Genomic DNA, 23839 nt, shown 5'->3' on the forward strand with positions numbered 1-23839 from the left:
CTCGAAGGGCACTGAGCCCGCGTGAGGCCGTGCTCTTGACTGCCGACAGGCTCATCTCCATCTCCTCGGCTACCTGCTTCTCGGACAGGTCGCAGTAGTAGCGAAGGACGACGACGCGCCGCTGTTTGTCGGGAAGGGTCTTCAGTGCCCGCACGAGTCCATCGATCACATCGGTGTCGTCGACTTGCGACTGTTCCGCGGGTCCTTCCCGTGGTTCTCCGGACAGCACCTCGCGTCGTCTACGCCGCCACTGATCCGTTCGGTGATTGACCATCACTCGACGCGTGAAGGCAATCTCCTCTCCCCGACGAACTCTTCCCCAAGCGACGTAAGTCTTGACCAGGGCCGCCTGCACCAACTCGTTCGCGCTGTGAATCTCCCCGGTGAGGAACCAAGCGATGCGCGATAGCTCCGGCATGGCTGCGCTGACGAAGGAGGTGAACTCAGCATCCTGCTGAGCCTTACCGCTTCGCATCGGATCGCTCCCTCGTCATGAACCCGATCATGACTCACCTACGCACCGGACCAGGGAAAGGTTGCACAAGGAAGCACCGCATGGACGAGGGCGCCACGTTTCGTCGTCCAGGGTCGATTGCGCCACCCCGCCAGCTTCGCCGGCGTGACGCGCCAATCACCGACATCACCCACGAAAGTGGGTCTGCTCCTCGGCGTGCCAAGCTGTCCGAAGCCTCCGTCGGCCAACGCCCGGTATTCGGCGGAGTCGTGATGTCACGAGCAGGGGCACGTCCAGCCATGTGGCTGCTGCGTCCTTCTGGGCGGGTTGCCGCGCCCCGGCTTTTCGCCCGCGGCCAGCGCTGATCGAGGACAGGGGGATCCGGGGAACCAATCGACACGGCGATGTTCAGGAAGCGTCGCTCGGCGCCCAAGAAGGGGCCGAGCGCTTCGTGTGAGGCGACCCTGTCCAGCGAGGACGAGGGTTCGACGGGTTCGATCCATGGACACGTGGTCTGGGCGAAGCGGCCTCCCTTGGCGCGGCTGAGGAGTTTGACGCCGGCTTCGGTGGGGTAGCCGGTTTGGGCCCATGCTCGGAGCTGTTGTGCGGGACAGTCAAGACGGCCACACCTTTCGCTGGGCCGTGCGGGCTCACCGGCGGACACGACCGGGACGGTCGTGCCCTGGCTGGTGGATGAGGTGGTGGTCCTCGTCCCGTCGGGCGGTCCTGGTGCTGCCGGGCTGGACGTGCGGGGCGGACTGGACAGGTGGGGCGATGACGGCGAGGCGGTAGCGCAGCGCCTGCGCGGGACGGGAGGAGAGCAGCGCCTCGTCGGCGATGCTTGCCTGTGAGAGGGCCTCGACGTCGAAGCCCTGCTGGTGCAGATCCTGCATGGTGCGGGCCAGTGCGGGCCAGTCCGCCTGGGCTGTGAGGCGGGGGTCGAGGCGGTCGGCGGTGGTGGCCCAGCGCTGTTCGAGGGTCTGCTCGGCCGCAGCCTGGAGGCGGGCGCGGACCGCGCGGGTGTTGTCGAGCTGCCGGGTGGCCTCGGCGCGGGGGTCGTCGTGCCAGGTGCGGACGGCCCGGTGCAGGGCACGGCGGGTGGTGTCGGTTTCGACGTCAAGCCGGTCGCTGACTTCCTGGCACGTACGGCCCCAGGTGGACGGGGCGGCCGTCGCCAGCACTTGCACGATCGCCTCAAGTGCCTGATCGGCCGAGAGGTTGGCCAGGCGTTCCTGCATCAGGACCTCCGACAGCGGTGTCGAGGCCAGCAGGGCGCTGGTGAGTGTGCCGGCACCGTGCTCCTGGAGCAGGTCCGCGGGGTCGGTCCCCTCGGGCAGGGTGGCGGCGAAGGTAGGGATGTTGTGCTGGACGAGCAGCCAGTGCGCGCGTTCAGCAGCCATGTGGCCGGCGAGGTCGGCGTCGGTGGCGATGATGACGGGGCTGTCGAGGCGGGCCAGCTGGGCGGACTGTTCCTGCGTGAGGGCGGTGCCTAGCGGCGCGAGGCCGACGTACCGGCCTTGGGTGGCCAGGGTGATGGCGTGGGCGTCCAGGGGTCCTTCCACGAGAACGGGGGTGGCATCGGTGGTCAGGGCAGGGTTCGTGCCGTAGAGCTGGGCGCCCTTGGAGAACAGGGGAGTGGTGGGGGTGTTGAGGTACTTGGGTCCGGCGTGCGGGGTGTCGTCGGTGTGGGCCGGGTTGCGTCGGCCGACGAAGCCGAGGACCTGGCCGTCCTGGTCGGTGACGGCGAAGACGGCGCGGTCACGGAAGCGGTCGATGAGGCGGCCGTCCCTCGTGGTGGAGGACAGCCCGGAGACGGCTAGTTCGGTGTCGGTGACTCCCTGCCGGCGCAGGTGCTCGGTCAGGGTGGTCCACCCGGGCGGGGCGTAGCCGGGACGCAGGTGCTCGTGGCCGGCGACGTCCTGGCCGAGGCGGTCGGCCAGGTAGGCCCGTGCCCACCCGCCCGGCACGATCAGCTGCTGCTCGTAGAAGTCCAGTGCCATCGCGTTGACGGCAGCCAGCCGCTGCAGCGGCACCGGAGACCGACTGGCTTCCATGGCCCGGTCGTTGGCGCGGTCCAGCTCCTGCTCGGATGGGTCGAGCGGGCCCATGAGGCGCCGGTATGCCGTAGCGAGGGCGAGGCCGGCGTTGACGGCTAGCTCGTCGGGCTTTTCCGGGTCCTGCTCCAGGTCCGCCGCAGTCACGGCAGACTCGTCCGCGGTGAGGGTATCGATGTGCTGCCGGTACTCGGTGTCGGTGGCCTGCAGGGAGTGCTGGGCCGGCGGGAGATCGGCGTGCTCGTCGTCTTCGGGCTGGTGGTCTTGGTTGGTCGGGTCGACCAAGTGGGTCGGCTCGTCCATGAGCGTGCTGATCGTCCAGGTCATCGCCTGTGCGTCGTCGACGTCGGCACCGGCTGGTGGTGCGGTGCCGGTCAGGTCGGTCAGCGGCCAACCGCGCTGGAGGGCGTGGTCGACGGTGGTGACCAGGACCGGCCACCAGCTGCTTGCCTGCATCTGCTCGACGCGATCCTGACCGAGGGCCTCGGCCAGCGCTGGCACCCACTGGGTGCTGACCTGGTGTGTCGCGTCGGGGGCGGTCGCGACGGCGGGGGCCAGGTGCCCGGCCACCCGCCACCAGAGCGCGGCCGCGGCGTGGTCGTCCGGCAGCCGCCTGTCCCTGGTTGCTTGCCGAACCAGGGTGGCGGCGTCGATGCCGGCACGGGAGGCTGCGGCCAGACGTTCGGCCAGGACCGGTGTGAACGGGTCTGCATGCAGGCCGGCGACCTCGCTCAGGAGGGGGTCCCATTCCAGGACGGCCGGGGTGCGCCCGCCCTGGACCTGGGCGTGCAGGGCGGCTTGGTAGGTGGCGGGCGCCTTGGCGGGTTGGGGCGGGCCGGTCGGCCGAAGGTCGGCGGCGTCGACCTGGTGGGCGGCACGCCATACCGCGACGTCGGCCAGCACCCGGTCGGGCGGTCGTGCTGCACCTTGGGAGGCCCAGGCCGGTGCCGGCCGGCTGGTGGCCTGGTCGGCGACCTGACGGGCCAGGGCGCTGACCCGGTCGGCCCGCGCGGTGAGGTAGTCACCCCATACCGCGTCCTGTTCGAGGGCGGTGGGGATGCCAGGGATCCAGGGGAGCGGGCCGGGAGTGGTGTTGCGCATCCCGGTGTCGTCCAGACGCCAGTCGAGGACGGCGGCGGGGTCGGCGGCGGTGCCGAGCTCGCGGGAGAACACGGCCTCGCGCAGGACGTCGACGGGATCCTCTCCTGCCGCGCCCATCAGGGTCAGGTGTGCCCGCAGGGTCGGCCATGCCGGTGCCTCGCTGATCCCTGGTACCCAGGTCTGGGCGGCCTGGTCGAGTCGTTCCAGCGGTGCCTGACCCAGGGTGTGCCCAGCCGCGGTGTAGAGCGCGTCGACATACCGGGCGCTGGCCTGGCCGAGCAGTGTGGCGGGGTCGTCGAGCTGGGACAGCATGGTGGTGGCGGATGTGGGGGAGTCGTCCCTGGCCAGGATGTTCTCCAGGACGTCGGTCGCGGTGCGTGGGTGGCTGGTGGCGGGCTTGATCGCCTCGTGCTCGTCCCCGTCGCCGACGACCTCGAGGTAGACGTGGTTGGCGTGCCGGCCCCGGGTCATCATCGTGTAGAGCTGCTGGCGTGACTCCGCGCCGGTGGCCAGGCTGTGGGTGACGTCGACGGAGACGCCCTGTGCGGTGTGGACGGTGGAGGCGTAGCCCAGCTCGACGCTGGCAGCGACGTAGTCGGCCGGCAGCACGATCTGGCGGCCGTTCTGGTAGTGCTGGACCGCGAGGGATCCGTCGGGGCGGACCTGCTGGACGGTCCACCGGTCTCCGTTCTTGACCCAGTCGGTGACGGCGATGCGCAGGTGGCGGTCGTTGCGCCGGGTGATCACGACCTCCCCGGTCGAGGCGTGGTTGCCGTCGGCGAGGGTGGCCTGCGGGCCGGGGTCCATGGTGCCTTGCAGGCGGTGGTCACGGGCGCGCTGGTTGAGCTCGGAGACGAGGTCCCGGGTGGGGGCCAGCATGATCGAGTCCCTACCCTCGCCGCGGTCTGAGCGCCAGGCCTGGAAGACCTCCTCGGACATCGTGGCCAGGTCACCGACGTGGACACGACCAGAGTCAAGATAGAACCCGAGGGCGCTGGGTGCTCCGTCGCGCAGCTCGAGGGAGGCCGCGCCCTCGGCCGCGCCGGTGAAGCGCATCAGTTCGGTCAGGTGCAGCGCACCATGGGTGGCGCGGATGTCGCGCAGCACCCCACCGGCGCCGACGGAGGCGAGCTGCTGGTCGTCGCCGATCAGCCGAACCGATCCACCACGGGCGGTGATGAACTCCACCGCGCGGTCCAGGGACAGGGTGTCGACCATCCCTGCCTCGTCGATGACGACCAGCGCCCGTTCGTCGATGGCGCGGGCCCACTCAGGGAGATCGTCGGGGGAGTGCTCCAGGTGCCAGACGAGCTTGGCGAGGGTGTCCGCCGTGGTTTGCGCGTTCTCCCGCAGGACGGCCGCGGCGGCGGCCGAGGGGGCGAGTCCGATGACGGTGCCGCCGGAGGACTCCCACGCCCGGGCCAGGGCTCGCATCGCGGTCGTCTTGCCGGACCCGGCCGGGGCGATCGCCAGCTGCACGCGGGCGCCGGAGGTGGCCATCGCCCGCACCAGGGTCGCCTGCCCGGCGTTGAGCCGCACCCCGTTGGCGACCGATTCCAGCAGCGCCAGCTCGACGTCCTGGGCATCTGCGCGGCGCCCGTCGTCGCTGCCGGCGGCATCCACTAGGCGCTGCTCGGCCTCCAGGACTCCGGTCGAGGTGAACCACCTCGAGCCCGCGATGGAGTAGACGCTGGACCCGTCGGCACGCCGCAGCACTGGCGGGTCGACGATCTGGTCCTCATCGCTCCCGCGCATGGCCATGCTGCCCTGCAGGACCCGTGCGGTGAGCTCCTCCACCAGGGCCTCGGTGGATTCCATGGTGACGTCGGCGCCCCGGACCCGGCGTTGTGCCTCGGCCCGCACGTGCCACACCTGCCACGCCGAGCGGGAGGACTGCACCGTGTCCAGGACCCGTTCAGCGGTCGCCTCGATCCACTCGGTGTCTACCTGCTCGCCCACCCCGTGGGTGCGGGTCCCTGCCAGGGCCCGGTCCACCATCGCTTGCACCGAGGCCTGGTCGCCGAGCACGTCGAGGGCTTCGGCCCGCCAGGCCTGCCGTTGTTCGGCTTCCGAGCGGGGTTCGTGCTTGGCGTCCCTGGTCTCCAAGGTCGCCTGCTGCGCCAGCTGGATCGACTCGACCGGGTTTGGTGGCCGTCCGTGCTCGTCCTGGAACTGCGCGGCCAGCTGGCCGCGTCGTGTCTGGATGTTCGCGCGACGGGTCGACCACCGCTCGTTGAGCTGCGGGTCGACGCCCACGACCTCGCGGACCGGGCGCTTCCGGGCGTCCTGACCGGGAGCGTCGGGCCGTACCGCGAAGGTGAGCCCGAGCGGGCGCAGGTGCGCCTCCAGGGCCGTGTTGTAGACCTCGGAGGCGGAGACCGTCGCCTTGAACATCATCCTGCTGTCGACCGAGAGCCACCGGCCGTCCGTCACCGTCTGGACCTTGTTGGCGACCGCGACGTGGGTGTGCAGGTCAGGGTCCCCGGCGCGGGAGTCGCGGTGCGTGAAAGCCGCGGCGACCATGCCCCGCACGTCGACCTGCTGCACACCGTCCTTGCCTGTGCGGGTGAACAATGCCTCCTTCTCCAGATAGGCCAGTGCGTCTCGGACCGCAGCCTGGTGCGCGGCCTCGATGTTGAGGGCCAGGGGGCGGTCGGCGACGGCCCACAGCGTCGAGACCGACTTCACGGGGGAGAAGGCCAGGTCGAAACCGGCGACCGCGGTGGTCCGTTGCCGAGACTGTTTGGCGATCAGTCCCGCCAGCTCCCGCTCATCGAACGGGTCGCGCCCGTGCTCGCGGCGGAACATCTCCAGACCGACCTGGGTGCGGATCTTAGCCCTCTCCTCCACCGGGACGGGGTGGTCCACCGGCAGACCGAGACTCTTGTTCCGGGACTCGCAACGGCGGGCCACCTCGATGCGGAACGGGGTGATGTCGTCGCGTCCCCCGTAGACGCGGAACGGACGACCGAGCATGTGGCCGGACTCATCACCCAACGGGTGCTCACCGGTGCCGAACAGGCGGGTCATGTGCTCGGCGGTGACCTGATCGCCGGCCGCCAGCCCAGCGATGCCGGCCATGCCGGCACCGACCCACACCCCGGGGGCCTCGCCCTTGGCTGTGTAGTAGCTGCCCAGTCCGGAGTGGCCGGTTTCGGTGGCGTCTTGACGAGCGACCTGACGGGTCAGGTAGTCATACCCCGACCCGGCGGTCAGCCGGTGAATCGTCATCGCCATGCCTATAAGAAGGCACCGCGGACCCCTCTCAGGGGTCCACGGTGGCGAGTTTCCTCGCCACGTTTCGGGGGCGGGATCCTGGAATGCCAGAGGTGTGTAGGACATGAGCGGTGCGGTTTCGGCGAGCCTCAGGGTCGGTAGAACTTGCGCGGCTGGTGTTCGGCTCAGGGCGTGGGGGCGCGGGCCGGTGAGTCCCTGGCGCGTGCCCGCCTTGCCTGGGGTGGTGTCAGGAGTTTGCCGTAGATCAAGGAACGGTGATTGGGAATGGCGAAGCAGACGGTGCGGCAGCAGGCTCGGGTGCGCGCTCGGCAGGCTCGGGCGAAGGTGCGCCAGGAGCAGGCGAAGCGGGATCGGCGGTTGGCGAAGTGGGGTGAGCAGGTGGCGGTGGCGCTGGCCGAGCGGGACGCGGCAGTGGTCGACTACGAACAGCGAGCGGGACGGGCGCTGCGGTCTTTGATCGAGCAGGAGGGACTGAGCACACAGGAGGCATTGGGGTGGTGCGGGACTGACACGCTGAGCGGGCGAGAGGCCTACCGGCTCATCCGGGGAGTGGTCGGCGAGGACGAAGGCGGCAGCGGGGACGAGGACCAAGGCCAAGGGGGAGGAACCGCGCGATGCTGATCCGGCGTTGGGGGCAACTGAGAGCATGCCAGGTGAGTGCTCGGCGGTTGTCGGAGGCCAGGCAGCGGACCTATCCCGCAAGGAGGAGCAGGCAGGGATGATTCGCACGCGCGGCCTCGACCCGGCGACCGTCCGGCCCGGCGAGGCGACCGGCCTCGCCGGGAACCGCCCGCCGCAGGTGCGGCTGGAGGGTGGCCACCGAAACCAACCAAGGCCCGCATCCGACGAAGACGGACCTGGAGGCCAAGGTCCAGGAGCCCGAAACTGAGGTCGCCCGGCTCGGGGGTGACTGGCCGGTCTCGGCCTCGCCTGCGAAGCGTAGCCGCCCACCGCAGATAGGGTCAGCGATACACCGCATCCGCTTGTAAACCAGGAGAACCAGCCGCCGTGTCAGCCCTGTCCATCTTCGTTTGGGGTGTCGCCGACACCCTGCGCAGCCCATACCACGACGCTGAGTGCGGGGTCAGCCGTCCTGCCGTTCACGGTGGCCGCCCACGTTCTGGAGCGGTCGAAGCTCGCCCACTCGCGGCGATGCCCGAGGTCGTGGCATTCGAGGAACTAGTGCCTGATGGCTCCACCGTCAAGATGAAGCAGATGAGCAGCAAGGTGCGCGCGCAGGAGTTCGTCATGCGCAATGGCGACGTGGTGGAGTTCCGGCACGGAGTAACCTCTGGGAGTGGCAAGAAGTGAGCCCTGCAAACGTTGACGGACCTGAGCACCAGCAAGTTCGCCTTCCGGTGATCGAAGAGCTGGTCAAGGCAGGTTGGGATCGAGCCCAGCTCCAGTGGGATCCCGAATGGCGCGTGCCCAAGTCGCCTCACGACGCATCAAGCCGGGAGCTGGGACGCTCGTTTGCTTCGTGGCCAGTGGACCTGGCCATCTTCGAGGACTCGAGCACAGTGGGCTCTTGGGAGCACGTGCTCATCATTTGCGAGTTCAAGGCTCCGAACGTTGACGCCGGAGTCTCGCAGCTGGAGACGTATCTGGCCCGTGAACCCAGAGCCCGCATGGGCTTCTGGACCAATGGGGCAGACGACGTTCGGGTCTACAAGCTTCCCGACGGCGGCTTCCTGCACCAGCGCGGGCGCGGTATCCCGCAGCCCGGCGAAGACCTGACCAAGGCCTCCAAGGAGCCGTTGACTTTCGCTGACCTGAAGGTCCCCAAGAACGGCGAGCTGCGGTCAGTGTTCAAGCGCCTGCTCGACGTCGTCGTCGCGCGCGACAGCAAGGCCACGCGCTCGGACATGCAACTGGACCAGCTGTGCAACCTGCTGCTCATGAAGCTGGAGTCCGACACCAACGGCGAATACGACCAGTCCAAGAAGCTGGCGTTCCAGCTCAGCGATGCTGGCGAGGCCTACACCGCGCGGAAGATGCGGGAAGACTTCAAGGCGCTCAAAACGCTGCGGCCCGAGATCTTCGCTGAGGACGACAACACGGACCTCATTCTCGACGACGACACGATCTCGGAGGTCGTCTTCGAGCTCTCAGCCCTCAACCTCCTTGAAGTCCGCCCCGAGGCGATCTCTTCTGCCTTCCAGGTGTTCCGGCGTGCCAACTTGAAGGCGGGCGAGGGACAGTACTTCACCCCGGCACGAGTCATCGAAGCCGGCATTGAAGCTCTCGACATCCACCCGACCGACAAGATCATTGATCCTGCCTGTGGCACGGGCGGGTTCCTCGTCGAGGCCTTCTTGGCGATCGCATCGAAAGGCACCGGTCCCCGTGCCGAGGCGCAGGCTCGCACGTGGGCGCACCGGCAGGTCTTCGGTGTTGACAAGGACTCCATCAACGTAAAGCTTGCCCGCGCGTTGATGGTCAGCCTCGGCGACGGGTCCGTAAATATCCACGCCGGCGACTCGATCCGCGAGCATCGCTGGAAGACGGACTACCCGTATCTCGAGACACCCCTCAGCGACGGCTCTTTCACGGTGGTGGTGACCAACCCGCCATTTGGCAAGAACCTCAAGGTCAGTGCCGCGGACTCGCGGTCGAACCAGTACACGATCGCCAAGGAAGCCAAGGGCCGCTATGTCGACCTTGAGATCGGCTTGATCTTCCTTGAACGCTCCTATCGCCTGCTGGCGAAGGGCGGACGCTTGGGCATCATCTTGCCCGAGACCTACTTCTTCTCCTCGACGTACAAGTGGCTCCCAGGGTGGCTCGAGTCCCGCTTCACCCTCCGGGGTGTCTTCAACATCCCGATGGAAGCCTTCCAAGGCTTCTGCCGAGCCAAGACCAATTTCTACGTGTTCGAGAAGAAGTGATCGCAGATGGTGCATAAGCCTGCATGGTTCACCGACGACCAGGTGTTCGTCTCCTACGCGCCGACAGTCGGGATCAACAAGGATGGCGAAGAGCTCTTCGTCGTCGATGAGGCCACCGGCCAGCGCACCGACGTGATCGACGACAAGTTGCTCGATGACGTCAGGAGCCTGGAGACGGGCGTCGCCACCGAGACTGGCCGCTGGGTCGACAAGGACGCCCTGACTGATCGCCTGATGGCCGTTCCGGCCTACTTCGACGCGCGCCCGCTGGCTGCATTCGACGAGCTCATGCGACGGCCGGAAATGAGCGGCTTCAACTCGATGACCATCGAAGAGCTCATCGACAAGGGATGGGTCAACGCGCTTGCAGGGCACGGCAGCCCATCGGCAGACCTGCGTCGTGGCGACATCCCGTACATCAAGGTCTCTGACATCCGAGCTGGTCAGATCAACATCAACCCCACCAACCGTGTCAGCCAGGTCGTCGCCGAGCGCTTCTGGCGGGGCGAAGACTCGGGTTTGCAGGCCTGGGATTTGATCACTCCAATCCGCACCAGCAAGAACATTGGCGAGTTCGCCGTGCTCATGCCAGGCCAGGAGCGCATTGTCCTCACCAAGGAAATGCTGGTCCTCCGCGCCACAGAGGACGCTCCGTTCGACACGTTCTACCTGCTGTGGGCCATGACGCTCAAGGCCGTGCGTCGCCAGTGGGAGCGCATCGTCTTCATGCAGACGAACAGGGAAGACGTTGGCACGCGCTACCGCGAGATCATCATCCCGGTCCCGGCCAATGAGGCGCAGGCCCTGGCTTCATCGGCACCCTTCCGTGACTTCTACCAAGGCATGGACCGCCTGCGGGACGAACTCGTGACCTACTTGCAGACCGACGACAAGCACCACATTTTCATCTCGACGGCGGCCCTGGTTACCGAAGACGCAGAACTGGACGAGGACTGATCCCTGCTGCTGACCAATCGAGGCACTGCGACTTAGACGCTGAACGGGCCCTTGTGGCATGCCCATGATCTGAACCATCTGCGGGATGACCGCGCCCACGATCCGCGCGTTCCTCGGCGACGGCACCCGGTTCACCACCGCCAAGGCCGCGGCGTCCTACGTCGGGCTCACCCCCTCGACGTGGTCCTCGGGGACCGTGACCCAACCCTCCCGGGCGATCACCAAGGAAGGACCCGCGGTCCTGCGGCTCGCGTTCTACCAGGCCGCCAACCACGCCCGCAGGGTCGCCCCCCAGTTGGCCGCGTACTACCAGCCCCTCATTCTCGAGCGCGGGCACTGCCACACCCAGGCCACCGTACCGAGCGGCTTCGTTGAGACCCCCTGCGCAGCGGCGGTCTGCGCGTTGGCGTGAGTCACCTGGTCGAGCGGGGCCCGATCGTCGTGGCCAAGTGGAGGGCTGTGTGACACCGTGGCGAGCTGCTGCGGCGCCTCTGATTGGTATGAGGCAGATGGATCGGGTCGGGCGATTGATCTGCGCGGGTTGCAGACAGGCGCACACGGCTGCCGACTGCGTCGACGCGAAGGCGGGGCGGGAGTACCCGTACCGGCACTGCGTCTGTCAGCACGCACCCCGGCCTGCTCGCGCGGTCGAGCTCCCCTGCCCTGGCGGCGTGCCACAAGAGGCTCGGGCCGATGGCTGACCGGGAACCGGGGCCGCAGGTGGACAGGTCGCCGGGCTGGTTCCGTGAGGAGGCGGTGGCGGCGATGACGAGCTCTCGTGCGCTGCTGGCCGGTGCTCGTGACGGGATCCAGGAGTTGCATGACGGCATAACCCGAGCGGTCCGCCGGCTGGAGGACGTGGATTGGGCACAGCGTGGCGGTGACTGGCCACCGGTTGAGGACCGGCGGCTGTTGTTGGCTGAGTTCGCGGACATGTGCGAGGCCGCGGCGAGAGTCGGGGTGGGCGTGGAGGCGCGGCTGGCCGGTGCGCAGAACGGGTTGCGCTCGGCGCGGCACGCAGTGGAGGAATGGGAACCGCGGACCGGCGCCGACCGTGAGGAGCAGGCACGGCTGCACCATACCGCGATGCGCATGCACCGGATGCTCGACGAGGCGCGCATGGAGCTGGAGCGCACCGGGGCTGCACTGGGCCGGTCTGCCGCGGCTGCTCGAGAGGCACTTCCTGCCGACCGGACCACGGTCGAGGCGGTTCACGTCGACCTGCTGCAGCAGGCATTACGGGCGGCTGGGACCGAAGGCCACCGGGTCGATGAGGCGGTGTCCAGGGTGAGTAGCCAGACACGGACCGCAGTTCTCACCGGCGACGACACTTCCCGGGCCGCGCGCGAGCGGATGCGAGCACACCGTGACGCCCCTGGTGGCACGCACTCTCCACCGTCAGGAATCGACCGTTAGAGCAAGCGCACACATTCCCAAGGAACTAGGAGAGACGAGATGACGCAGAACCCCGATGTCGGTCCCCTGGCCCGTGCCGGTGCTGACCTGCGTGAGGCCAGCGAGGCCGCGGCGAAGGCGGACAGGATCCTGGAGCAGGTCGACCGAGAGCTTGAGGAACTCGATGGTGGTGGTCCGGGGTGAGCAGGCCCAGCCGGGACGACCGGTGGCGCCACGCCGGTCCTCAGTGGCTCGCGGGATGTTGACCCAAACCAGGGCGACCCTAGCGGCCGCGCGCGAGGGGGTCCGCCAGATGGACGGCTACACCTCTGATGCTCGATGGGCACTCTCGCAGGTCGAGGTCCTGAGACGTCGCGAGCAGGTGGGCCAAGAGGTCGGCACGGCGCTGCATGAGCTGGCTGAGGCCTGCGAGACCGCTGCCCAGATCGGTCGCGTCGTCGACCGGCATCTGCGCCTCGTGATCGAGGAGGTCCGGAAGGTCGATGGGAAGGCGTCTGTACTGCCGGCGACGACGCAGCAGGACCAGGTGGACAATGTCGCGCTCAGGGCGCGACTGGCCGCCGTCCAGGCGGATCTGGTGGCCACGCGACCCTTCATCGAGCAGGCTGTCGTTCGTCTGGGGTGGGCGTCCGACTACGCCCGCCAAGCCGTTGGTGGGCCGGGTCCTGACGCCCAGCTTCTTGTCGTCGACCAGGTCGAAAGCCGCCTGACCGGTGTCGCCGAGGTCAGCGTGAAGCTGCGCCAGCACCTGACGCAGGCGCGTGATGACATTGATCGTGCCCGGGGGCTGGCGGACGCGATCTGCGGGGCGGCCAGTGTCCGGATGGACTCTCATCGCGACCGCGACCACTCCCCGGCTGCCCGTGAGGGCAGGACCACGCCTGGGATCGGGTTATGAGTGCAGCGGCCGCCGTCTCAGAGCAGGACCTGGACCTGACCCAGTTGCGGGGCCTCGTCGCAGATGCCGTGGGACGGCTCGAAGAGTGGGCAGAGTTGGTGGACCAGCCGGCGTGGTCGACGGCTGTCGCGGTGGTGATCGACGAGGCGGAGGAGTTACGGCGCCAGGTCCAGACCGCGGCCGGGTGCGCTTGGCGTCTCCTGGCGAAGGTGCGTCAGGCCACGCCGACCGCACCGGCGGTCGAGGCGGTGCCTCCTGCGACCTTCGCCGTCGCGGCCGCCACGGCATCCCTGGATGCGGCGACGTGCGCGATCCGCCCCATCTCCACGGGGCTGCGCGGCGACATACTGCTCCCTCACCTCGCCCAGGCCTCCTGCCGGGCGACCAGACGGTTCCTCAGCTCGGCCGACCGGGCCCTCGAGGACCTGGTGGGTTCGGTGCCCACACCGAAGCTCGTCGCAGGGGTGGGCATGGGCCACGCGATGTCTCATCTGCGCCTGATCGGCAACGGAACAACCCAGATGCTGAGAGAGAGGGTGGTTGAGGATGACCCGAGATTCGGGACGTGAGAGGCAGGAGCGTGCAGCCCAGCAGCGCGCCGTCTGGGCCTGGGAGGCTCGTGCTTCTGTGAGGTTGCACGAAGCCCAGTTGCAGCAGGACCGCGAGGCGCTGGCTGGCGAGTTGGCCGAGGACCGTCGGCGCGCACTGGAGCAGGAGATGCGACCGTGGCGTTGAGCATCGAGCACACAGAGGCCGAGGGCACTCTGCTGCACGGGACGGCGCGCGGAGACGGATCAGCCGAGGTGGTCAAGGGTCTGGGGTGGCGATGGGGCCGCAGCATCGGCTCCTGGTACCTGCCCCGGAGCAGGGATGTGCCGCCGAGACGTCCGTTGATCGAAACCACCGCGCAGCGGCTGCGGGAGGCAGGCCACGAGGTCGAGGTGTCGATCGACACTACGCTGCAGGATCGGGGTGAGCGGGAGCAGCGGATCACGCAACTCTCCCAGAACCGGGTGGACCGGTTGGAGTCCCGGGCGGATCAGGAAGAGGACCTGTCAGAGCAGCGGTATGCCGCCTATCGGCAGATCTCTGACCACATCCCACTGGGCCAGCCGATCCTCCTCGGGCACCACTCGCAGGCGCGGGCCGAGCGCGACCACCGCCGTATGGGCTCTCACATGGACGCCAGCGTGGAACATCAACGGCAGGCCAACGAGGCTCGGGCGGCAGCCAACAGCGCGCAGGCCAACCAGCGGCACCGGCGCGCCCCGGTCACAGTGGCGAACAGGATCGAACGCCTCGGCGCGGACGTTCGGCGGCTGGAGCGGACTCTGGCCGGCATGAACGCCCACGGCGTGCCTGAGGAGAACGGCCACCGGCAGAGTGTGGAGGATCGGCTGGCGATCGACCGGGCCGACCTCGAGCACTGGAAGCAGGTCCGGGCCGACCAGATCGCCAGCGGCGAGGCGACGGACTACAGCCGCGACACAGTGGCGGTGGGTGACTTGGTGAAGATCCGCGGGTCCTGGCGCACAGTCGCTCGCGCCAACGCCAAGACCGTGTCCGTCGAGACCGGCTACTCCTGGACGGATAAGGCTCCCTGGCACGCGGTCCAGGACCACCGTCCCCGGGAGACGACGGGGGAGCATGCCGGGCGGTCGACCAACCAGGACTCAGACCGGGCGCCGTCGCCTCTTCGCAGGGGTGGTGTGGAGCACGAGAAGCGAGAGGCACCGGGCTCGGGAGCGCCCTTGGGCGATCTGCCGCGGTGAACTCGTGAGGCGGCGAGCCTTGTTGTCAGCCGAGGCCGACTGTGAGACTGTGCCCATTGCAGGGGCTGATTCTGCGACGTGCTCCGCAGCGGACTTTGAGAAAGAGCGTTGTCGATCAGCCGCTAGATGGTGGTGGTGGGTCCCGGTCCCGGGGGCCGTGGGGTGCAGGCCGCGCATGGTCGTGACAGCACTCAACCGCCGAAGAGCGGTCGTCCCCTGGAGGTCGCTTCAAGCGTCATTTCGCCCGGCTGGCGCCTTTGGGATGGTCTCCTCCCTGTCACGCCTCAGCGTTGGTCTCCCACGCTCGTTGGCATATCCGGTGAAGCATCCGGCGTTGTATGCGAGGGAAGTAGCCATGCGAAGGCCTCGCGGACGACCTCTTCGTCTGTGTTAAGGATTTGGAGGCTGGCGCGGATGAGTCCGTGTAGAGCGATCACCCATGCCCGACCGACCGTAACCACGCCGCCATAGGCGAGGTCCAGGCTAGGGATCAGGTGGCCTCGGTGCAGCACGTTGCGACAGCGCTCCATGCACTCCATCTCCACGGCCCACCACTCTGAGTGCGTGAATCCGCTCTGCAACTGGAACGCATGGCGGTAGAGGTCCAGCAGACCAGCTTCGTCAGCCATCGTCCTGAGGGTCTTGCCTGAGAAAGTGCTGCCCAAGTCGACCGAGACGTAATCGAGAAGGTCATCGTTGTGGCTCAAACCAGCCATCTCGGCGATGGCGTCGGAGGCTCCGTTGAGTAGCCACTCCGGGGGGATATCTCGGGCGATGAGGGAGTTCAGCTTCGCCTTACCAGCGCCGTAGGCCTTGTACTTGCGATAGATCTCCTCGTCCTGGGTCGACATCCACGCAAGGACGATGCGACTTTCCACGAGAGTTCTTCCGATGTGCGACCCGTGCTCGGTGCACCAAAGGTCAGGTGTGCCGAGGCCCGTAATCACCTCTCGCGCAGCACGCGACACGATTCCCGTATGCACCTCCTGGGCCTCCGGATCGTAGATCCGTTGAGCACCTGTCTCGATTGCCTCGACATAGCTGGTGAACAGGTCCATGGCTCGTTGCCTGAAGTCCCCAGGCTGCAAACCGACGGTTTCGGGCTGATCGTACGTCCAATCGTGGTCTTGCTCAGGCTCCATGACATCGGCGAGGTCAAGAGGGGAGGTATCTCCCTTGTCTCTGGGTCCAGGCTTACCGGTTGACCAAGACGGTGGATCGCAGGCGGAAGGGTCGCCCTCCGGGCCCCCACGGACTCTACCGGTTGCACCCCGCAGTTCGCGCGCCCGCACGCATTGGGTGAACAGCGAGTTGACCTGCCAAAAGGCCCGCGCCCAATCAGCCCGCGCGTGCGCGTACTCGGGGTGGGCTATCGAGTCTGCGGCCTTGCGTGCTCCCCATGCGGCACGAATGTTCGTGTCCGCCAAGGACCGCGTGGCCTCATCAACGGGGTAGTTGCGTAGCAGTTCGATGAAGGCTCGGTCAGCGGACAACGTCCCGCCCTGAATGGCCGCCCAGAAGCGCAGGCACTTGAGGATCGCCTCGCGATGCCCGTCGGTGATCGCTTCCCGCACGGCAGTCGCGAGGAGTGCGGCGTCGTCGCTGGTGGGTCTGCCGTGGGTATTGTCGAAGAGCCATTGAGCTGGCCGCTGTGGGTAGACACCCAGCGCCCTGGCGACGGTGTGAGTGCGCAACCCGTGCTCGTCGGCGCGTTGTACGACCACATCTATGGCCGAAGGCTCTCGCTCAACCAGCCTGTCCAAGCCCGTGAGACTTCCATCGAGGCAGTCAGTCAGTTGTGCGTCGCGCTCGATTAAGTCACGTAGGTCGTCGAGCACGTCCTTCTGAAAACGCACAAACTGCACTGCCACCCTCGAACTGCCCTTTTCCGCGAGGAAGAGGGCCGGCCACAGGAGGTCCGGCAGGTCGTCACGGATCCAGTTGCCGATCTGCAGGATCCCGCTGGCTGCCAAGGGAGTGGAGTAGGTTCGTCCCCGGCGTACGTGTCCTTGTAGCGGACCTGTGTGCTCCGTCGGGCGCGGCAACTTCATGCGGTGAGCGTACTTGCGACGACCGACGCCGGGTCGCATGCTTGTATCGCCGCCCGCAGCCGTCAGTAAGACCAGGCCTGTGCGTACAGTCAGGGCCGACCGGCGTTAGAACCCTCGGCCTGACTAGAGGCACCATAGTCTCTGCGCATGGCACGAGAGTCAGCAGAGCTTCGTGGCCGCGCCAAGGTGCGGCCGTTTCGGGTAGGTCAGCTGGTCGACCTTGCCGACTCGGCAGCCGTCCGTGCGGCGATCGTCAACCTGAGCCAGGTCTGGGGCGGCTACTACACCCCGATCCTCGACGTGAACCAACCGTTCGACGCGATCGAGTTCCAGGCACGCGTCTTTGACCTCGACTCCCTATACCTCGAACACGACGAAGACGACGAGGGCAGCGGCAGCAGCAGTGAGTTGTTCGATGAGCTCCTGCGCAGCGGGTGGCTCTGGCGCAGCCTCGGCAAGTACGGGCCGTTCACCGGCGAAGCTGAAGACGGCTTCCGGACCGGAGTTCTTCCGACGAGCGCGGTCGCGATCGAACAGCCGCCCCTGTACATCCCGACCTGGAGCGACACCGATCCTATGGCGGACTTCTACGCCGCGCTGTTCGGAGCCCTACAAGCTGGCGAGGATGCGTGGGCACCCACCGGCTCACAAATGGTCGGGATCGGTGCACTCTTGTCCAGGCCGGGCCTGACAGTGGACGACGTCGGTGTCATCCAGGCATCCAGAGTCGGGCTGAGCCCTGAGCCGCACTATGACGTGGCTTGGATGAACGGGGTGTTCGTCGTTCGACCCAACGACCCTCGAGACCTGGTGGCCTTCTGGAACATGCGGTCCTTCGGCCGACCCGTGGTCCCCGTGCCTGCTGAAGGCGGCGAGGAGCTGTTGCCGCTCCTCACCCGCGGCAGCGTCCCAGGCGCCACGTCGGTGCACGGAGGTTCTGAACGACGCACCGAGAGGTACCTGGGTGTGTGGCAGCTGCCGAACGCCTCACCCGCTACCCGAGCGGCGATCGAAGCCATGGCGGGAAGGCTCGGCATGGTCGTGCGTGAGCACCGGCTCTTGGAGCCTCGTCACTACCGATTCCCCGGCATCGACAGTCGCTTCAAGTCCTCGGTTCGTGCCGAGTTCCCACCGACCGCGGCGCACGCCATGGTTCGCGTGCCGAGCGTTCCCGTCACAGCAGAAGCGCACCAGGTGATGCCAGGAACGGTGGCCGTCGAGGTCGATGTGAATACCGTCGTCGGCCTGGATCCCCGATCTGTAGCGTGCTTGCCACCTTTGCGACGATTCGGTCGCCTGCAGGAGCGGGTCGCATTCAGCCATACCCACGATGTTCGCGTCAACGCCGACGGCGAAGGTGTGGTCCTGGGCGTGTCGGCGCGAAACGACGAGGTGCCTGTCGCATTCGTGTTTCAGTTGGACGCGATCGCAACCCTCCTCGACGACGACAGCGTCAAGGTCGCCCAATCGGAGGACGGGCGTTTTCAGACGCGGGCCGCACAGATGCTAGGCGGCCCCGCAGGCGACCTCCTAACCCAACCGGGAATTAGAGCGCTCATCGAGAAGGCCGGCCGTTCGGCAACTGGGTTGCCACTTCAGCAACTGCGGGCAGAAATCTTGAACAATCGCGGAGCTTGGCCGGACAAACTGACCGCGTTCAGAACCAGTCCCGCCGAATACGCCGACAACCTCGTCAACCATCTCCTGTACAGCGGTCTATTTGTGCCCATGCTTGACGTCCACTGCAGCCAATGCCGAGTGGACATGCAAATCTCGCCGCGAGACCTAGACGCCACAATCCAATGTGAATTCTGTGGCGAGACCTTCCGTCTCGCACTGTCGCTCGCGCTTTCAAAGTCTCACTGGCGTTTCAGGCTTGCCGGCCATCTCGGGTCCGAAAAGGTCAAGGCCCTTCTCCCAGCCCTGGCGACTTCGTCGGTTCTCAACCACCTCTCGGTCCGGTTTAGCGCAGCCGGCCCACACGCCTTCGGGGTCGAGTTCAAGTTCCCCGGCCGCGGGCGCATGGAAGCCGACATCGTCACCTGGTTGCCCTACCCCAACTTCACGGCCGCTGTCGCCGAGGTCAAGAACGGCAATTGGATCGACGGGAACGACGTCCAGAACCTCGAGGATCTTCAGAAACGGTTCGACCGGGCAAAGGTCCGTTCCGTCCTGGTGTTCAGCTCCCTCAAAGCGGCTCTAGCACCTGAGGAGCGGGACGTACTTCGGGCACTCGTTGAACGCGCGACCTGGACCAGCACCGCCATCGGGGCCCAACTGCCTCGGCTTCCGCTCGTCCTCACCAGCAGCGACCTGTCAGTGCCGTCGAACGACGACAACCACCCCGTGCGCTGGGAGGCACCGGGCAACGCCGGAGTGTTCGCCACCGCAATTGAATCCTGCAAACGAAACCTCGGACTGGTTGACATCGCCCCGGCACCGGAGGGCAGCGCGACACAGTTTGTCTGCACGTGGAGTGACTAGCCACCGATGTCCGCTGCGGAGTGATGATGCGCGACCCATCGTCTGTCTTCATCATGGTTTACAGAGACGTACGTACCCGTCCCGCCGCAGACTAAGTACGCTGCGTCTACCGGATTTGCCGCACTGCGGACGCGTAGCGTCCGACCATGCCGCTGTGCGGGTATGCCGTCGAGTGTCTGGACCAATTCTTGCCGGGGTGCCCACGAGACTAGAAGGTTGTCGGGCCTTCGAGTCATCTGGCCAAGCTGATCCAGGCGTCGTTGCTGACCAGGATCCGGCGAGTTTCGTCCTGGCAGGTTGTGGGCAGCGCGGTGTCATCCTCAATGAGCATTCCGGACACTTTGAGGGCATCCCCTACGGCGAACCCGTAACCAGTCCCGCTCACGGTCTGAGATTCTGCGTCCCAGGAGACGGGCATGGGTAGCGCGAACGTGACGAACCTGTCGTCCCCCGAGTCATCGGTGTAAACGACCCCTAGGCACTCGCCCCGAAGAGCTACGGTCCCCAAAAGATCCCAGTCCGGCGCCATGAACTCACCGCGGTACTTCAGGGTGCTGCCATCGGCGGGCCTCTCGAATGACGCGAACGGAAGGTCCGGGTCTGCCTTGAGAGTGGAGCCGTCCTCCTGGTCACTTGAGCAGCCAGCGAAGAGGGTCAAGTCCGGTGGAGTGGTGTACGAGTGTGATCCCTCGATGAGGGGTTAGGCGGTCAGGGCGGGGACGAGGGCGGTGTTCACCTCCTGGGTGGGGTCGGTCGGCTCGGACTGCTCGGCGAGGGCGGCCCGGCACCGGGCCAGGACGTCGAGACCGATGTAGCGGCGTTGCTCGGCCCAGGCATCGTGCTGCTCGGCCAGCACGGCGCCGACGAGGCGGATGATGGACTCGCGGTTGGGGAAGATGCCAACGACGTCGGTGCGTCGGCGGATCTCGCGGTTGAGCCGCTCGTTGGGGTTCTTCGACCAGATCTGGCGCCACACCTCCTTGGGGAAGGCGGTGAAGGCCAGGATGTCCGCCCGGGCCTCTTCCAGGTGGTTCGCGACGGCGGGCAGCTTGCCGGTCAGTGCGTCAAGGACGCGGTCGAACTGGGCGTGCACGCTGGCGGCGTCGGGCTGGTCATACACGCTGTGCAGCAGCGCCTTGACCCACGGCCAGCTGCTCTTGGGCGTGGCGGCCATGAGGTTGGCGGCGTAGTGGGTGCGGCACCGCTGCCACGCCGTCCCCGGCAGGGTCGCACCGATCGCCTCGACCAGGCCGGCGTGGGCGTCGGAGGTGACCAGCCCGACCGGGCCGGCCGCGGTCAGGCCGCGAGCGACCAGGTCGCGGAAGAAGCCGAGCCAGGAAGCGGTGCTCTCGCCGGTGGCGACCTGGATGCCCAGGATCTCCCGGTACCCCTCGGCGTTGATCCCGGTCGCCACGAGCGCGGACACCTTGACCACGCGGCCGCCCTCGCGGACCTTCAGCACCAGCGCGTCGGCCGCGACGAACGTGTAGGGCCCGTTGTCCAGGGGTCGGGTCCTGAACGACTCGACCTGCTCGTCCAGCTCGGCCGCCATCGCCGACACCTGGGACTTGGACAGGCCGGTGATGCCCAGCGCGGTGACCAGCTTGTCCATCCGCCGCGTGGACACCCCGAGCAGGTAGCAGGTCGCCACCACCGTGGTCAGCGCCGCCTCGGCGCGACGGCGCCGCTCCAGCAGCCAGTCCGGGAAGAAGCTGCCCTCGCGCAGCTTGGGGATCGCCACGTCCAGGGTGCCGACCCGGGTGTCCAGGTCCCGGTGCCGGTACCCGTTGCGCCGGTTCGTGCGCTCGGTGGTGCGGGTGCCGTAGTCGGCGCCGCACACCGCGTCGGCCTGCGCCGAGAGCAGGCTGTTGATGAACGTCTGCAGCAGCCCGCGCATCAAGTCAGGACTGGCCTGGGCCAGCTGCTCGTGCAGGAACTGCTCAGGGTCGATAATGGGGCCAGCGGCCATCGTGGTGCTTCCTTCTCGAGTCGGTTGTGAGAGATCACTCGAAGGATCACACCGGTGGCCGCGCCTACCTCAGCAGGACACGCTCACCCGGTGCTCGTACACCACTCTGCAGGACTCCACTGCGAAGAGAACAGTAGCTGCGAGAAGTGTCACGGCCCCGTATCGACTTGGGACGGAGTGGCGCATGGCGTGGACTGTACCTGCTAGGGGACGGAATGTGCGCGCTTCTGCCGCATGGAGATTGCGTCCTGTCGTGCCACTCACAGCGTGAACCAGCTTCGCAGGGACACGAAGGCGCTTAAGGCTGCGTTCGGAGTTGAATACTGCGGCGGACTCAGGGGCAGGTGTTGCCCTGGGGGAGCCGCGCGAAGATCCAGTCCATCTGCTGGGTGGAGGCGATGATCTGGTCATCCTCGCCGCCAAGTGGATAGAGGGTGAGCTCTTCACCGTTCTCCACGTCCCAGGGCGCCTCCCGGTCGGCCAGCCGCCAGACGGCTCCGCCGAGTGGGCCGAGGGTGGGAATTTCGCACCCTGGGTCGTCGCGGTAGACGTACCGCACCGCTTCGTCACTGTGCAGCGCATCGCCGTCCGTGACGAGCGGGGGCTGGGCAGGTATGACCAGCGTCGGGTCTAGGTGCAGCTGCTCGTCGGTGGCGGTGCTTCCGGGCGCGGACAGGTCGACGTCGACGGCGGTGCGCTCCTCCGCGGTGCCGGGATAGGGATCGCGAGCCTCGAGCTGCACTCGGAAAGGCCCTTCGGGCAGCAGCTGCCGCTGCACCGCCACGACGAAGGCGTGCGGGTTGGCGTCAGCCGGGCAGCCGAACACCACGTTCGGGACCACCAGATCCGCGTGCAACAGATCGCCCTCGACAATCACGCCATCCATCCGTACCGGGCACCCGCTCCCGTAGACCGCACCGAACCACACGGCGATCTCGCTGTCCCACTCGACGGTCGAGGGCTCGCCCTGGAGACCGGCCTGCGCCCACAACTGGTCCAGCTGAGCATCCGTCGTAGCCACCCCCGAGCGGTAGGCCTCGCCCGTCTCGTCCTCCCCGAGCAGACGCCAGCCCTCACCAGCGCGCGGCTGATCCTTCTCCTGCGGTGCCTCCTCGGCGGGGATGCCCTCGATGCAGAGGGGGCGTCCGGCGAACTGGGCCAGGACCTCCTCGGCTTCTGGCGTGATCACGCCGAGGCCGATCTCGGCCACGCCATGGTGCGGCATCAGCGCGCTCCCGCCCGAGCGCACCCCGGCCTGGTCCAGGGCCGCAGTGACCTCGGTGACCAGCGACTGCAGCTCGCCCACCGTCCAGGGCACCTCCACGACCACGATCCCCTCACCGGGCCAGCGCTCGGCGATCTGCTCAGACATGGCCTCGACGCCGGCGTCCTTGACCCAGACCGTCACCCACCCGTTCCGTTCCCGGTCCAGCCCGACCTCGACAAATCCAGGTTGCGCGGCCGCCCACTCGTGAACGTCCTGGACCAGCTCGTCTGCGTTGCCGTAGACCGGTTCGTCCCGGTAGAGCGACTCGTCGGCCCGAAACTGGGGCACGTCGGCGCACGCCGGGAAGCCGGCAATGCCCTCCGTCGTGGCGGCGGGGGTTCCGTCTGACACCCCTGGCCCTGCCCCCATCTGCGACCCGCAGGCGCTCACCAGCAGCATCCCCGACAGAAGCGCCCCAGCCCCCACCTGACCAGGTGTTCGCCACCCACGTCGTGCTGACCATGTCCGTCGCACCCGGCACCTCCCTGTGGAGTCCAGTGTGCTGCGCGGAGCCACCCCGTGGGTCACGCCCAGGTCACGTTCTGCGTACGCGGCCGAACGGCCTTTCCATCTCGCGCGCAGCCCGAGAGGCGAATTGGTTAATGCCGCTCCAGCATCCCGAAGCAGGGACCACTGACCCCCGCGGGGCGCGACCATGACCAGAGCTCGGTCCACAGGCCCACAACGACGCACCCGTCGAAATCACCGGCGCGTAGCCCAGCGACAAGCATCCGGTCATGCCGCGAGGCGCAACCGTCGTCGACCGATCAGCTCAAGGCACTCGCCGCGAAGAGGACGTGGATGGCAACGATGGGCACGACCCAAAAGCATGCAACCACCGTGCGAACGCCCGGACCGACCCGAACCCTGACAGCGCGGACGCCTTGGTAGATCGCGAGACTCACGATGCCGGTCAGGAGCAGGCCGAGGGCAGTGGCCCAGATCTCTTCGCCGTCGTTCCACGTCGGGTCCCCACGACCGATCGCAACGCTGATCCCGATCCACAGCGCGAAGGCTCCTGGAACCGAGAGCACGGCGGCCCCCAGTCCCGCGGCAACGGAGACCGCGATGGCGGCCGCTGTGCCGCCCCTGCGATCAGGCAGCCCTGCCGCCGAGCCATCGACGCTGAGCGTCGAGCGGGGACTGGGCACGGGCCAACCGTACAGCGGCCTCGGGGCAGTGACCGCGCACCCAGGCGGGACGCACTCATCTGCCGCAGGGAGGACTAGCGTCCGACTCTGCCGCACTGAGGACGCTAGCCTGCGGCGCGTCCGACATTGCCGCTCCGGTC

The 23839-nt window shown here is 67.5% G+C and carries 17 protein-coding genes; 10 read left to right on the forward strand and 7 right to left on the reverse strand.

Annotated elements, in window-relative coordinates; all coding sequences use genetic code 11:
- On the reverse strand, positions 1-475 hold a 475-nt coding region (locus MWU75_RS07080; protein WP_247089164.1), incomplete at its 3' end, for a SigE family RNA polymerase sigma factor.
- Between the two features lie 629 nt (positions 476-1104).
- Positions 1105-6840: a MobF family relaxase gene (gene mobF, locus MWU75_RS07085; protein WP_247089165.1), complete on the reverse strand. Its 5736-nt coding sequence runs from the start codon at positions 6838-6840 to the stop codon at positions 1105-1107.
- 270 nt (positions 6841-7110) lie between these two features.
- Here mobF and MWU75_RS07090 point away from each other — a divergent pair, with 270 nt between their 5' ends.
- The 9 genes from MWU75_RS07090 (at position 7111) to MWU75_RS07130 (ending at position 14777) form a co-directional block, all read left to right on the forward strand.
- A complete protein-coding gene (locus MWU75_RS07090) occupies positions 7111-7467 on the forward strand; it encodes a hypothetical protein (RefSeq protein ID WP_247089166.1) in 357 nt (118 codons plus the stop codon).
- Between the two features lie 737 nt (positions 7468-8204).
- On the forward strand, positions 8205-9734 hold the full coding sequence (locus MWU75_RS20230) for an N-6 DNA methylase (protein WP_247089167.1): 1530 nt from the start codon (positions 8205-8207) through the stop codon (positions 9732-9734).
- A 6-nt stretch (positions 9735-9740) separates the two neighbouring features.
- Positions 9741-10691: a hypothetical protein gene (locus MWU75_RS07100; protein WP_247089169.1), complete on the forward strand. Its 951-nt coding sequence runs from the start codon at positions 9741-9743 to the stop codon at positions 10689-10691.
- Between the two features lie 85 nt (positions 10692-10776).
- Entirely contained in the window at positions 10777-11103 is a 327-nt protein-coding gene (locus tag MWU75_RS07105; RefSeq protein WP_247089171.1) for an IS110 family transposase, read from the forward strand.
- Between the two features lie 281 nt (positions 11104-11384).
- The gene (locus MWU75_RS07110) at positions 11385-12107 is read left to right on the forward strand and encodes a hypothetical protein (protein WP_247089173.1); all 723 of its coding nucleotides are present in this window, start codon (positions 11385-11387) and stop codon (positions 12105-12107) included.
- Between the two features lie 39 nt (positions 12108-12146).
- Positions 12147-12290 carry a hypothetical protein gene (locus MWU75_RS07115; protein WP_247089175.1) on the forward strand — a complete coding sequence of 48 codons (144 nt, stop codon included), beginning with the start codon at positions 12147-12149 and terminating at the stop codon, positions 12288-12290.
- A gap of 109 nt (positions 12291-12399) precedes the next feature.
- A complete protein-coding gene (locus MWU75_RS07120) occupies positions 12400-13005 on the forward strand; it encodes a hypothetical protein (protein WP_247089177.1) in 606 nt (201 codons plus the stop codon).
- Entirely contained in the window at positions 13002-13574 is a 573-nt protein-coding gene (locus MWU75_RS07125) for a hypothetical protein (RefSeq protein ID WP_247089178.1), read from the forward strand. Before MWU75_RS07120 ends, MWU75_RS07125 begins: the two co-directional genes overlap by 4 nt.
- A gap of 156 nt (positions 13575-13730) precedes the next feature.
- Complete coding sequence (locus MWU75_RS07130; RefSeq protein WP_247089179.1) at positions 13731-14777, forward strand: DUF3560 domain-containing protein; 1047 nt, start codon at positions 13731-13733, stop codon at positions 14775-14777.
- Between the two features lie 284 nt (positions 14778-15061).
- Here the strand turns inward: MWU75_RS07130 and MWU75_RS07135 are convergent, their stop codons facing one another.
- On the reverse strand, positions 15062-16828 hold the full coding sequence (locus MWU75_RS07135; RefSeq protein ID WP_247089180.1) for a DUF5677 domain-containing protein: 1767 nt from the start codon (positions 16826-16828) through the stop codon (positions 15062-15064).
- Positions 16829-16975: 147 nt separating this feature from the next.
- Between MWU75_RS07135 and MWU75_RS07140 the strand changes: the two genes are divergently transcribed.
- Complete coding sequence (locus tag MWU75_RS07140) at positions 16976-19312, forward strand: hypothetical protein (protein WP_247089181.1); 2337 nt, start codon at positions 16976-16978, stop codon at positions 19310-19312.
- A 232-nt stretch (positions 19313-19544) separates the two neighbouring features.
- Here MWU75_RS07140 and MWU75_RS07145 read toward each other — a convergent pair whose 3' ends face one another.
- The 4 genes from MWU75_RS07145 to MWU75_RS07160 form a co-directional block, all read right to left on the reverse strand.
- The gene (locus MWU75_RS07145; protein ID WP_247089182.1) at positions 19545-19970 is read right to left on the reverse strand and encodes a hypothetical protein; all 426 of its coding nucleotides are present in this window, start codon (positions 19968-19970) and stop codon (positions 19545-19547) included.
- Positions 19971-20012: 42 nt separating this feature from the next.
- Positions 20013-21281, reverse strand: a complete 1269-nt coding sequence (locus MWU75_RS07150; RefSeq protein WP_247089183.1) for an IS256 family transposase — start codon at positions 21279-21281, stop codon at positions 20013-20015.
- 334 nt (positions 21282-21615) lie between these two features.
- A complete protein-coding gene (locus MWU75_RS07155) occupies positions 21616-22899 on the reverse strand; it encodes a hypothetical protein (protein WP_247089184.1) in 1284 nt (427 codons plus the stop codon).
- A 416-nt stretch (positions 22900-23315) separates the two neighbouring features.
- Positions 23316-23699: a hypothetical protein gene (locus MWU75_RS07160; protein WP_247089185.1), complete on the reverse strand. Its 384-nt coding sequence runs from the start codon at positions 23697-23699 to the stop codon at positions 23316-23318.
- Positions 23700-23839: the final 140 nt, after the last annotated feature.

The organism is Ornithinimicrobium sp. F0845 (assembly GCF_023015765.1).
Taxonomy (GTDB): Bacteria; Actinomycetota; Actinomycetes; order Actinomycetales; family Dermatophilaceae; genus Ornithinicoccus.

Excerpts from the sequence above, each read along its gene's own strand:
- MWU75_RS07150 (WP_247089183.1), bottom strand. The coding sequence starts at position 21,281 with ATGGCCGCTGGCCCCATTATCGACCCTGAGCAGTTCCTGCACGAGCAG.
- MWU75_RS07125 (WP_247089178.1), top strand. The coding sequence starts at position 13,002 with ATGAGTGCAGCGGCCGCCGTCTCAGAGCAGGACCTGGACCTGACCCAG.
- MWU75_RS07140 (WP_247089181.1), top strand. The coding sequence starts at position 16,976 with ATGGCACGAGAGTCAGCAGAGCTTCGTGGCCGCGCCAAGGTGCGGCCG.
- MWU75_RS07135 (WP_247089180.1), bottom strand. The coding sequence starts at position 16,828 with ATGAAGTTGCCGCGCCCGACGGAGCACACAGGTCCGCTACAAGGACAC.
- mobF (WP_247089165.1), bottom strand. The coding sequence starts at position 6,840 with ATGACGATTCACCGGCTGACCGCCGGGTCGGGGTATGACTACCTGACC.
- MWU75_RS07115 (WP_247089175.1), top strand. The coding sequence starts at position 12,147 with ATGACGCAGAACCCCGATGTCGGTCCCCTGGCCCGTGCCGGTGCTGAC.
- MWU75_RS07110 (WP_247089173.1), top strand. The coding sequence starts at position 11,385 with ATGGCTGACCGGGAACCGGGGCCGCAGGTGGACAGGTCGCCGGGCTGG.
- MWU75_RS07100 (WP_247089169.1), top strand. The coding sequence starts at position 9,741 with ATGGTGCATAAGCCTGCATGGTTCACCGACGACCAGGTGTTCGTCTCC.
- MWU75_RS07105 (WP_247089171.1), top strand. The coding sequence starts at position 10,777 with ATGACCGCGCCCACGATCCGCGCGTTCCTCGGCGACGGCACCCGGTTC.
- MWU75_RS07090 (WP_247089166.1), top strand. The coding sequence starts at position 7,111 with ATGGCGAAGCAGACGGTGCGGCAGCAGGCTCGGGTGCGCGCTCGGCAG.
- MWU75_RS07120 (WP_247089177.1), top strand. The coding sequence starts at position 12,400 with ATGGACGGCTACACCTCTGATGCTCGATGGGCACTCTCGCAGGTCGAG.